This is a genomic window from Streptomyces sp. SID3343 (genome assembly GCF_009865215.1).
Classification (GTDB): domain Bacteria; phylum Actinomycetota; class Actinomycetes; order Streptomycetales; family Streptomycetaceae; genus Embleya.
Genome location: NZ_WWJX01001330.1, coordinates 1 through 10,854, shown reverse-complemented (window position 1 = coordinate 10,854; position 10,854 = coordinate 1). Strand labels below are relative to the sequence as shown.

The window sequence follows — 10,854 nt, the reverse complement described above, 5'->3', positions numbered from 1 at the left end:
CACCCCGCCCGTCTCGGCCGGGGCGGTGGGCACGGCGGCGCCGGCGGGTGCGGCCGGGCCGGCGGACGGGCCCGGCGGGACCAGGCCCAAGCGCACGCGTGAGGAGGCGTTCGGGATCGCGCTGAACGCGGCGGCGGCCTACCGGGAACGCGTCGGGCACTTGGAGGTCCCGCGCGGGCACGTCGAGACCGTAACCGCGTTCGACGGGTGGAGCGAGAACGTCAGGTTGGGCGTGTGGGTCACCACCACCAGGAACCGACGGACGAAACTCCCCGCGGAGCGGATCGCCGCACTCGACGCGTTGGGAATGCGCTGGACATGACACGGGTGTGGGGTTCGAGTGAGGTCGGTTGCGTTTTTTAAATCGTCGTGAGGCTTCACAAGTCCAGGGGGATGGAGATGGGAATTGTGCTTCGGTTACATCAGCGTGAGGCCGTCCGGGCCGTGGTGCGCGAGTATGCCCGGCCTACCGATCGGGAGTTGCGGGCCGGGGACGGTCCTCATGCGGGGTTGCGCGCCCAGGTCGTCGCGGCCACCGGCTCGGGCAAGACCCTTGTCGGCGCGGCCGTGGCCGCTCGTGTCGCCGCCGAGGGGCGGGTCCTGGTTCTGGTGCCCACGCTCGATCTTTTGACCCAGACGGTCGCGGTGTGGCGACGTGCGGGGCGTGGCGGGGCGATGGTCGCGGTGTGTTCCTTGAAGGACGACCCCGCGTTGGACGCGGCAAGGGTGCGGTGCACCACCAGTCCGCCCCAGTTCGCCCTGTGGACCGGCGGGGGACGGCACGTCACCGTGTTCGGCACCTACGCCTCCCTCGGTGTGCTGTTGGAGGCGCACGCGGGCACCTACGGGCTCCGGGTTCCCGGGTGGGACCTGGTCGTCGTGGACGAGGCACACCGCACCAGCGGTTGGTTGGGGAAGGCGTGGGCGGCCGTCCACGACAACCGACTCGTCCCGGCGGAGCGCCGGTTGTATCTGACCGCGACGCCGCGGATCTGGGAGCCGCCGCAGGAGAGTGCGCGGGCGATCCTGGCGTCGGGACCGGCCGAGTCGGACACGTGCGACATCGGAGAGGGCGACGGCCGGGCCGAGGGCGTCTTCGTCGACGTGGACCAGGACGACGTGGCACTCGTCGACGAGGACGGTGTCGGGCCCGGTTCCTTCGCCGGTGAGGGTGAGGAGTATTTCGAGTACGCGTCGTTGCCGCGTGGGCTCGCGGCCAGCATGGACGACGAACGGATGTTCGGCAGGGTGGTTTTTCGGTTGTCGTTGGCCGAGGCCGTCCGGCGGGGGATAGCGGCGCCGTTGCGGGTGATCGTGGTCGAGTTGGCCGACCCTGTGCTCCAGGACGGGTCCGACAACATCCGCGATGTTGAGGAAAGGGCGGTGTCTCGGGGCGCGCGGTTGGCCGCGTTGCAGACGGCGATGTTGTCCACGGCGGCCGAGTACGGCCTGCGACGGGTTGCGACCTTCCACCACCGCACCGTCGAGGCCGAGGCCTTCGCCAAGGGCCTGCCCGAGGCACTCCGGCGGCTGCGCGACGGGGACCCGAAGTCGTATCCGGCCGCGATGTGGGCGGAATGGCTCTCCGGCGAACATGACGCGATCCGACGGCGGCGCGTCCTGGGCGAGTTCGCCGCCGGCGTCGATCGGAACGGCGGGACGGTGGAGCGGGCGTTCCTCTCGAATTGCCGGGTGCTGGCCGAGGGGGTCGACGTGCCGGCCATCGACAGCGTCGCGATCTTGGACCCCAAGGGTTCGATCGTGGAGATCGTCCAGGCCGTCGGACGTGCCGTTCGTCCCTCGGAGCGCGGCGACAAGATCGCGTCGATCGTCGTGCCGATCTTCCTCGAAGCGGGCGAGACACCGGACGACATGCTCCATTCCCCCAGCTGGCATCCTCTGGTCCGCGTCCTGCACGCCCTCGCCGCTCACGACGCGGACATCGTCGACGTCCTGGCCGTGCCCCGAGCCGGCGACGACCCCCGGGCGTTGCCGGTCGGGAGCAACGGCGAGCGGAAGCGACAACAACCCCTGTTGCTGTTCCCCACCCGGCGGGACCCGGTCGAACTGCTGCGGTTCGTGCGCACCCGCGTCCTGGACCCACAATCACGGAACTGGCTGCGCGGCTACGCCGCCGCGATCCGATATCACGACCAAAACGGGCACCTGCGCGTACCGCTCGACAGCGTCGACATCGACCACCACCACGTGAAGTTCCCGCTGGGGGGCTGGATCAGTGAGCAGCGGCGCGAGCACACTCTCGGTCGGCTCGACGGTGAACGGGTCGCCGTGCTGGAGGAGTTGGGGATGGTGTGGAAGGCCACCGATCAGGCGTGGCTGGACGGGTTGGCCATAGCGCGTGAGTACGCCCGCCTGCACGGGCACCTGGCCGCGCCGCTGGACGCCGCGGTGGACGGGTTCCCGATCGGGCAGTTCCTCCAGAACCGCAGGCGCCGCGCCCGCGCGCTCGACAAGCACCCCGAACGGCGCGAGGCCCTGGACGCCCTGGACCCCCACTGGAATCCGCAGCAGTGGAGTGTGGAGTGGCAGCGCCACCTCCACCACGTCGGGGCCCATCTGGTTCGTGCGCACGCCGCGCGGCGCGATGGTGACGTCGGCGGCCTGGTCCCGGGCGAGGACGGTGTGAGGTTCGGCGACGACGTCGACGTCCCGCTGCCCGAGGCCGGGACGCTGCACCGCGCCGTCGACATCGGCCAATGGATCGCCCGACAACGCGAACGCTGGAACGAGCTCAACCCCGCGCAGCGCGACGAGCTCGGCCGGCTCGGCGTTCCCGCGCCGGTGGTGCCGCCCGTCAAGCCGGCCCGGCCCGGCGGGGCCAAGGCCGGGCGCAGCCGCGATGAAGCGTTCACGCTGGGCCTGGCGGCCGCCGCGGCGTACCGGGCCCGCGAAGGACACCTCGAGGTCCCACGCAAACACACCGAGACCGTCACCGGGCCGAACGGGGCGGGCGAGGACGTGAAGTTGGGGGTGTGGGTCACCAACACCCGCACCCGACACGACAAGTTGCCGGCGGAGCGGGTGGCCGCGCTCGACGAGCTGGGCATGCGGTGGACGTAGCGGTTCGCGCGTGAGGGGCCGGCCCGGAGTGAACCGGGCCGGCCCCTCACGCGTTCCGGGCGCCTGCGGGAGGCCGGCCGAACCTGCGGGATGCCTCGCATCCCGGACGGCGCTTCCCGTGCTCGGCCCCTTTGGTCAGGCGGGGTCTCGGGGTGGGCGAGGATGTGACGGCTGTGCCCCCGGGCCGCGGGCAAGGGGTCCCCAGGAGAAGTAGTCGGCGTCCCCGGTCGCACTGTTAGGCGCGCTGACCGGCCTGTTCACCGGTCCTCGCGGATCGGCGTAGGCAATCCCAAAAGCAACCCCAAAGGCAAACGGCGCACCTCGTACTGGTTGTCGTCAAGCCCGGCGGGAGTGTGCCGGTGCTCCGGTTCCGCGTGCGGAGGGGTCGAGGCGCATCGTGTCCTCGACGAGGCGTTCGAGGTCGGGGTCCGGCCAGGGCCGGGCTTCGGCCAGGGGTACGCGCCGGCGGCCGGTGACGATGTCCGTCAGGACGTCGGACGGGGTGACACCGTCGGCGCCGACCGCGCGGGGCGTGGCGGGGGCCTGCCCGGTCCAGGCCCAGCGCAGGGAGGCACCCAGGCTGTAGGTCTCGGCGGCGGCGGTGAGTTCGATGTCGACGTCGGGGCCGGTGTCCAGGAGTCGGCGGGCGATCTCGGGTGCGGTGGCTTGGTCGCCGCCGCCGCGGTACGGGCCGGGCAGGGGCAGCAGGTCGCGGTGGTGAGTCAGGTCGTGGTCGATGAACACGACGTCGCCGGTCTCGGTGATCAGGATGTTGCCGGGGTGGACGTCGCCGTGCCGCCACCCGGCCCGGTGCCATCGGCCCAGCAGCGCGAACGCCCGGTCGGCGACGTCGCGCAGCCGGGGCGCGACATCCTGCGGGGTGGCGCCGTGGGCGCACCACTGCCACAAGGTCTCGCCGGGCGCCCAGGTCACCGCCGTCCACACCTCGTCGCCGATCCGGCCGTGCGCCCCGGTGGTGGTCGTCAGCCCCGCGTCGCGCAGCAGCTCGACGGCCCGAACCTCGTGCAGCGCCTTGGCGACGCCGGCCGGGGTGCCGGCGGCCTTGATCTTCCAGTTGCGGGTGCGCCACGCGCGGGCGTGGTACGGGCTCAGCGGGCGGGGCTCGTCGGGAACATCGAGGGCCGCGACGGCGGCGGCCAAAAGCGGGTCCATCGTCACATCCTTGCGCTTTCGGACGGTGCGGTGCCGCCCGAACGGACCGGCCCGTGCAGGAGGAGCCGGGTGATCGCGTCCGTGATCGGGAGTCCGGTCAGGGCCTCGACGAAGCCGTACTCGCCGGCGCAGTTCGTTTCCAGGTACGTCCAGCCGTCGGTGGTGACGACAAAGTCGAGAGCGGCGTAGGACAGTTCGAGGTCGCGGACGTGGGCGACGCAGGCCCGCTCGACGTCCGCGGGCAGGTCGACGGGTTCGATCCGGCGTTGGGTGTCGGGGGCTGCGCGCCAGTCGAGTTCGTCGTGGGTGGTGATCGCGGCCGCGAACGCGCGGTGGTCCACGACCGTGACCCGCGCGTCGAACCACCGGTCCGCAACGAGGGCCTGCAGGTAGTGGACGGTCCCCGCGATGCCGGCGAGGTCGTCCGCGAGCCGCAGGCGTGTGGTGGGCACGAACGACGTGTGGCGTTGGGTGAGGGTTTTGACCACGACCCGGTCGTGATGGTCGGCGACGAACGCGCGGGCCGTGGCGGGGTCGCTGGTGAACAACGTGTCGGGCACGGTCAGGCCCACGCGGGCGGCGGCCGCGAGTTGCGTGGCCCGGTGCCGGGCGGTCGCCACGACGGTCGGATCGTTCACCCAGGCCCGCAACGGGTGGGCCTTGAGCAGCCCGAGCAGTGCGGTGGTGTTCTCGTGCGCCCGCCAACGCTCGTCCCGGTCGGCGTGGTTCTCGGGCCGGGTGGGCTTGCGCCAGTACACCGAGCACCCCTGGTCCAGGGTCACCGCGCGGCCGAGGTGGCGCAGTGTGCCGCGCCACCGCCCGGCGGCGAACGCGCCGGTGACCGCGAGCTGTTCGCGCATGCGGCCCGGGTCCAGACGCACCACGGCGGCGTGGCCGCCGAGCCGGCTCACCACCAGGTCGGCGGTGAGGTCCGTCTCGGCGGCCACGACCACGACCCCGGGCAGGGGATCAGTCATCCGTGTGCCATCCGCTCTGGTCCTGCGTCTGGGTGTAGTCGGCGACCAGATCGGGCGCGGCCGCGTGGACCAGGAGCCGGCCGTCGGGGACGACGTTCGCGCCCACGGCCGGGTCGTAGCGGTGCTCGGGCAACGGGCGCGGGCCCTCGGTGGGGTCGGCGGCCCTGCGGCCGAGGATCAACGGTGCGCGCATCGGTGAAGTCCCTTCACGTGAACGTGCCGTGGAACGCCGTGCCCGGGACGGGCGGGGCGTCGGTGGCCGGCTCGATCGGGAGGCGAACCGATCCCGATCGAGCCGCACTCTCAGTGAAACCCTGTTCGCCCCGCGCGACCACGGCTCTGGTGCGCGGGGGCGTTTAGCGCGTTAATCGACGTCACACATCGCCTCGGGGTGGTCGCCATGGGGAACGCGCACAGGCCCAACGCCAACACCGCGCTGCGGGCGCTGGTCGACGAGTGCGGCTGCGGATACGCCACGCTGGCGCGCGCGGTGAACGCGGTCGCGGCGGAGGCCGGGGTCGACCTCCACTACGGCCGGCCCTCGATCGCCCAGTGGCTGGGCGGTGTGCGGCCGCGCGACCCGGTCCCGGTGTTCCTCGCGGAGGCGTTGGCCCGCCGGCTGGGTAGACCCCTGGTGGTGTCCGACATCGGCATGGCGCCCGAGGGCGTGTGCGCCGAGCCCGGCCCGCCCTGGGATCTCGATCCCGCGACCGCCCTCGCCGAACTCGGGAGCACCGTGGAACGTCGTCGACTCGTCACGTCCGGGGCCTACTCGCTCGCCGCGGTGTGGGGCCTGCCCGACTGGCAGGACATCGCCGCGCGCGGCACCCTCGCCGCGACCTCACCCGGCATCCGCGTCGGCGCGAGCGACGTCGAGGGCGTCCGTGCGATGACCGACTTCCTTCTGGACCTGGGCGACGTCCACGGCTCGGGCGCGGTCCGCAGTACCGCCCTCGCCTTCCTGACCGGTGACGTCGCCGCCTACCTGCGCGCCGACGCCTCCGAGCGCGTGCGCCGCGACCTGCACAGCAGCGCCGCGATGCTCGCCTACACCGTGGGCTGGTACCACTGGGACAGCGAACTCCACGTCGGCGCCCAGCGGTTGTACACCTTGGCGCTCCGGCTCGCGGCGTCCGCCGACGACGGCCCGGCCTACGCGATCGTTCTGCGCGGGATGAGCCTGCAGGCCCGAGGTCTGGGCCACAGCCAAACGGCCGCCCATCTCGCCGAGCAGGCCCACAGCGCCGCCGGCGGCATCCGCGCGCAACCCCGACACCGGGCGTTCGTCCTCGCCGCGCGGGCCGTCGCCGCCGGCGGACAACGCGACACGCGCGCGGCCCTGCGGCACCTGACCGCGACCGAGCACGCCCTGCAGCTCGTCGACAACCGGGCCGGGCCCGGCACCGGATTTCACGGCGCGGCCCTGGAGCACGCCGCCGCGCTGACCCACCGGGGCCTGGGCGACCCGACCGCGGCGGCCGGCGCGATGGCCCGCAGCAACCGGGCCCGCCCCGACCGCGAACGCCACCCCCGCGCGATCTCCGGCGCGATCCTGGCCGAGGTTTTGTTGGACCTGGGCCGCCTCGAGGAGGCGTGCGCCACCTGGACCGGAGTGCTCGACGACGCCGAACACCTGCGCAGCGCACGCCTGGACACCGCGATCATCCTCATGCGCGCCCGCCTGCGGCCCCACGCCCGCGTACCCGCCGCCGCGGCGCTCCTGCGAAGGGCCACCGAGGGACACGTTCGGCCGTGAGCCGTCCGGCGCGGGGCGCGACGGGGACGGGGAAGGCGTCGACCACGTGGTGTGGTCGACGCCTTCTTGTCGTCTCACGGCCGGCGGAGGGGGCGGCCGGTCCGTGGACGGGTCATCCCGCCTCGCCCCGGCGGATCCGGGCGGCGATCACGTCGATCTGTTGGTCGAACAACAGGTCCATGGTCGCCAGGAGTTGCGGATCGATGTCCGGGCGCAGCAGCCCGGGGACCAGGTCGCCCAGGCCGACGTGTCGGCCGCGGGTGTGGAGTCCTTCGAGGCGTTCCATGACGAACGCGTTCAGGTTGGTGTTCAGGGTGCGGTTGATCGGTTCCATCGCCGGGTCCGGCGGTCGCTGTGCGAGGGGTTCGAGGTGGCGGTGCATCGCGCGGATCTGTTCGTCGGATCGCGCGGCGACCTCTTGTGTCATGACGGACTTGACCGTGTGGCCGTCGTCGTTGGTCCATTCACGGATGACCCACACAAAAAGCCTCCCAAGATCGGGATCGGGAACGGTACTCCCCACCGCCGACAAGGAGAAGAGGATCTTTCCCGCCGATCTTGCGGCGGATCCGGCGGCCGTCACGCGGGCCCGGTGGGAGCGGCTTCGGCAGGCGTGGCCGCCGGTGGCGCTGGTCGGTCCGGGCCGGGACGCCGGGCGCGAGCGGGGCGGCGCGGGCCGGGGCGCGGTCAGCCGTCGACCGCCCGCCAATCGCCCGTGATCGCGTACCGGCGTAGCGCGAGCAGTCGATCGAGGCTTTCGCCGATGTCTTCGGCCAGGACGGCCAGTGGTACCGCGGCGACGTCGTCGGACTGGTAGGCCGGGGCGATCTCCAGGGCGAGGCGTCCCAGCTTCAGGCTTGACGCCTTGAGGAGTTCGACCATCTCGGCCAGATCGGCGAACGGGCCCGGGTCGAGTCGGGTGGGTGGTGTGGGTGTGCGCAGTTGTGTGACGGTGTCGCGGACGACGACGGCGATGTGCTCGGGGGTGAGTTCGCCGGGGGTGGTGTCGTGCGCGGTGCGCAGGCGGTCGGCGAGGAGATCGGCGAACTCTTCGGGACGGGCCTTGATGTCGGCGACCTGGCGGTGGGACAGGGCGGGCAGGGCGATGTCCCACGCGTGGGACGTGCCCTCGATCGCGGTGACGGTGTCGGTGATCCGGTCCGCCGCGTCCGCCAGGTCCACCAGCCGGTAGGCGTGGGAGCGGCCGATGCCGAACTCCGCTTGGACGTAGGCGGCCCAGGTGGGATAGCCGAGTACCGTCCAGGCCCGGCCGCGGTGGGCCCGGCGGACCTGGTAGGCCAGGTGCGTGACGGCGGTGGCGACGTCGGCGAGCGAGCGGCGGATGTCACCGGTGACCGCGTGCGCGTCCTCGACGCTCAGGGCGTTCATGCCCGGGTGATACCCGGGGCACGCCGGCGTCGATCCGCCCGGGGCACCCGTGGGTTGTCACCGGCCGGCCGGGAACGGGCCAGGGCCTCGGGTCGGGCGAGGACACGACGGTTTCGCCCCCGGCCCGAAGGTGAGGGGGTGTCCAGGAGAAGTAGTCGGCGTTCCCGGTCGCGCTGTTCGGCGCGCTGACCAGCCTGTTCGCCGGTTTGAGCGGACCGGCGTAGGCAACCCCAAAAGCAACCCCAAAGACAACCCCGAAAGCAACCCCAAAGGCAACGCCAAAAGCAACCCCAAAAGCAACCCCAAAAGCAACCTCGGTTGGGCCGGCCGCCGTCCGGTCGCTCTTCGGAGGAAACGGCGCTGTGCGGTCCTGGGTGGCCGGCAGGATGAGCCTGTTCCCGTGTCGGGTCCACACATTCGCCTCGTGGCGTGCTGTGCGGGCTGTGCCCGGCGCGGGAGCAACCGGGGGCCTCCTTGACTGTTCGAGTAGGAGATCCGATGGCCGCTACGCCCGCCGAGTCCCGTGACCACCTCTGCGACTTGCGGAGCGCGCTCGAGCACGCGGTTCGGCTGCTCTCCTATTCCGCCGGGCGGGAGGCGGCCACCGATCCGACGCAGTCGGCGCGCCTCCTCGCGGCCGTCGACGACATGAAGGACGTCCTGGCCCGCACCGCGCCCTGACTCGGTGCGGAGCGGGGCCATCCCTTGGTTTCGGTCGGTGGTGTCGGTCGCGCGTCGCCGGGGCGAGGGGGAATTGTCCCGTCGGGCCCGCCCGGTGCGGAGCGCCGCGCTCGCGGGCCTCGGAACGGGTCGGGCAGGGTCTCGGGTCGGGCGAGGACACGACGGCTGCGCCCCCGGCCGAAGGTGAGGGGTGTCCAGGAGAAGTAGTCGGCGTTCCCTGCCGCGCTGTTCGGCGCGTTGACCAGCCTGTTCGCCCGTGTGCGCGGACCGGCTTGCGCAACAGGAAAAGCAACAGGTAGGGCAACAGGAAACGCAATAGGTACGGCAACAGGTAGGGCAACAGGAAAGGCAACCTCGGCTGGCCGGCCGGCTGGGCTGGCCGCACGCGCTCGCGCCGGGCCCGGCCCGCGGCTGTTTCAAGGGGCTCCGGGTCACGGCGGATACGACGACACCCCTGCATGGAGAAGTAGTCGGCTCCTCGCGGCCTCTTGTCCACGGTGTCCGACCAGGGGTTTTCCTTGGTTCCACCGCATGCTCGACGGGACCCGAGCCGGGACTTGAGGCGGGTCCCGAGACGGGACTTGAGCCGGGACCCGAGGCGGGACTTGAGCCGGGACCCGCACGGCAGCCCCTGGATGCGACGGCCGGCGGTCCGGGAGACGACTCGCACCGGGTGCGCCCGACGGGTCCCGGCACGGTGCGCGGGTGCGCACCCTGCCAGCGGTGCGGTGCGGGTGCGGCGCGGCGCCCCACGTCTCCTTGTCCGCCGTCGGCTGGGCCTCGGGTCGGGCGAGAATGCGGCCTGCGACACGGCGCGTTCGATCGGAACGGGTCTCCAGGAGAAGTAGTCGGCGGCTCTCCCATGCCGAATCAGCTCGCTGACCAGCCTGTTCGCCCGCGCACGGGGATGGGTCGAAGCAACCGGAGAGGCAACCTCGGCCGCCGGCCGGGACGGCCGCACGCGCTCGCACCGGGCCCGGCCGGCGGCTGTTCGAGGGGCTCCGGGCAAGGGCGGATACGACGGCACCCCTGTGTGGGGAAGTAGTCGGCTCTTCCAGGGGCCCTTGTCCAGGGCGCCGGCCAGGCATTTTCACGGTCTGTCCGTCGCGGCCGAAGCGACTTGAGCGCCTACCTGAGCGACGACCCGAGCGACGACCCGAGCAACGCCTTGAGCGGCGACCCGAGTGACAACCTCCCTCCCGAGCGGCCACGGGTACTCGACGGTGCGGGCCGGTGCGCATCGGGGTTCGGTCGATGTCGAGGTCCGGGCGCCGCCGCACGGCGCGGGTGCGGTGCGGTGCGGTGCGGTGCGGGTGCGGTGCGGTGCGGTGCGGGTGCGGTGCGGTGCGGGTGCGGCGCGGTGCGGGTGCGGTGCGGTGCGGTGCGGTGCGGGTGCGGCGCGGTGCGGTGCGGGTGCGGGTGCGGCGCGGTGCGGTGCGGGTGCGGCGCGGGTGCGGGTGCGGGTGCGGTGCGGCACGGTGCGGTGCGGCCTCTTGGCCGCCAGCGTGGGGCGCAAGCCGCGGCGCCTAGCACATGACCCCTTGTCCGCGGTCTGTCCGAGGCTGTGACCAGCGCCGACAGGGATCACCCGGCGGCCGGTCCCGAGCCGGACAAGGGGGTGGCCGGCTGGTCGACTATCCCCTTGTCCGGGACCGTTCGCGCTGTTTGCCCGGCTTTGCTGGCTGATCTCCCCTTGTCCGGATGGTTAGTCCGGATTCGCACCCGATGGCAATGCGGCCCAGCCAGCGGGCCAGTGCGCGGTGCGGCGCGGCGGCGCGGGTGCGCGGGCGCGGCGCG

The 10,854-nt window shown here is 72.6% G+C and carries 9 protein-coding genes; 4 read left to right on the top strand and 5 right to left on the bottom strand.

Annotation, left to right across the window (positions count from 1 at the left end; all coding sequences use genetic code 11):
* Positions 1-322, top strand: a 322-nt coding sequence (locus GT354_RS42250) for a helicase associated domain-containing protein (protein ID WP_202512903.1), incomplete at its 5' end; no start/stop codon positions are given.
* Positions 323-399: 77 nt separating this feature from the next.
* The gene (locus tag GT354_RS42245) at positions 400-3,081 is read left to right on the top strand and encodes a DEAD/DEAH box helicase (protein ID WP_161362118.1); all 2,682 of its coding nucleotides are present in this window, start codon (positions 400-402) and stop codon (positions 3,079-3,081) included.
* A 336-nt stretch (positions 3,082-3,417) separates the two neighbouring features.
* On the opposite strand, the gene GT354_RS42240 is transcribed toward GT354_RS42245, so the two are convergent.
* Genes GT354_RS42240 through GT354_RS42230 form a run of 3 tightly spaced genes read right to left on the bottom strand, consistent with a single transcriptional unit; the run spans position 3,418 to position 5,424 of the window.
* Positions 3,418-4,254 carry a lipopolysaccharide kinase InaA family protein gene (locus tag GT354_RS42240; RefSeq protein ID WP_161362116.1) on the bottom strand — a complete coding sequence of 279 codons (837 nt, stop codon included), beginning with the start codon at positions 4,252-4,254 and terminating at the stop codon, positions 3,418-3,420.
* A 2-nt stretch (positions 4,255-4,256) separates the two neighbouring features.
* The gene (locus tag GT354_RS42235) at positions 4,257-5,231 is read right to left on the bottom strand and encodes a hypothetical protein (protein ID WP_161362114.1); all 975 of its coding nucleotides are present in this window, start codon (positions 5,229-5,231) and stop codon (positions 4,257-4,259) included.
* Positions 5,224-5,424: a hypothetical protein gene (locus tag GT354_RS42230; protein WP_161362112.1), complete on the bottom strand. Its 201-nt coding sequence runs from the start codon at positions 5,422-5,424 to the stop codon at positions 5,224-5,226. The genes GT354_RS42235 and GT354_RS42230 overlap by 8 nt, the downstream gene beginning before the upstream one ends.
* 207 nt (positions 5,425-5,631) lie before the next feature.
* Here GT354_RS42230 and GT354_RS42225 point away from each other — a divergent pair, with 207 nt between their 5' ends.
* Positions 5,632-6,987 carry a hypothetical protein gene (locus GT354_RS42225; protein ID WP_161362110.1) on the top strand — a complete coding sequence of 452 codons (1,356 nt, stop codon included), beginning with the start codon at positions 5,632-5,634 and terminating at the stop codon, positions 6,985-6,987.
* Between the two features lie 112 nt (positions 6,988-7,099).
* Here GT354_RS42225 and GT354_RS42220 read toward each other — a convergent pair whose 3' ends face one another.
* Together GT354_RS42220 and GT354_RS42215 are read right to left on the bottom strand one after the other, a co-directional pair.
* Positions 7,100-7,468 (bottom strand): hypothetical protein, encoded by a 369-nt coding sequence (locus GT354_RS42220; protein WP_161362109.1) that lies wholly within the window; start codon positions 7,466-7,468, stop codon positions 7,100-7,102.
* A 206-nt stretch (positions 7,469-7,674) separates the two neighbouring features.
* Positions 7,675-8,376, bottom strand: a complete 702-nt coding sequence (locus tag GT354_RS42215) for a hypothetical protein (protein ID WP_161362107.1) — start codon at positions 8,374-8,376, stop codon at positions 7,675-7,677.
* Positions 8,377-8,874: 498 nt separating this feature from the next.
* Between GT354_RS42215 and GT354_RS42205 the strand changes: the two genes are divergently transcribed.
* Positions 8,875-9,057 (top strand): hypothetical protein, encoded by a 183-nt coding sequence (locus GT354_RS42205; RefSeq protein ID WP_161362106.1) that lies wholly within the window; start codon positions 8,875-8,877, stop codon positions 9,055-9,057.
* The last annotated feature ends 1,797 nt before the right edge of the window (positions 9,058-10,854 follow it).

Bases quoted from the DNA above. Each gene is read 5' to 3' on its own strand.
- GT354_RS42205 (WP_161362106.1), top strand. From the start codon at position 8,875: ATGGCCGCTACGCCCGCCGAGTCCCGTGACCACCTCTGCGACTTGCGG.
- GT354_RS42225 (WP_161362110.1), top strand. From the start codon at position 5,632: ATGGGGAACGCGCACAGGCCCAACGCCAACACCGCGCTGCGGGCGCTG.
- GT354_RS42235 (WP_161362114.1), bottom strand. From the start codon at position 5,231: ATGACTGATCCCCTGCCCGGGGTCGTGGTCGTGGCCGCCGAGACGGAC.
- GT354_RS42245 (WP_161362118.1), top strand. From the start codon at position 400: ATGGGAATTGTGCTTCGGTTACATCAGCGTGAGGCCGTCCGGGCCGTG.
- GT354_RS42240 (WP_161362116.1), bottom strand. From the start codon at position 4,254: ATGGACCCGCTTTTGGCCGCCGCCGTCGCGGCCCTCGATGTTCCCGAC.
- GT354_RS42230 (WP_161362112.1), bottom strand. From the start codon at position 5,424: ATGCGCGCACCGTTGATCCTCGGCCGCAGGGCCGCCGACCCCACCGAG.
- GT354_RS42215 (WP_161362107.1), bottom strand. From the start codon at position 8,376: ATGAACGCCCTGAGCGTCGAGGACGCGCACGCGGTCACCGGTGACATC.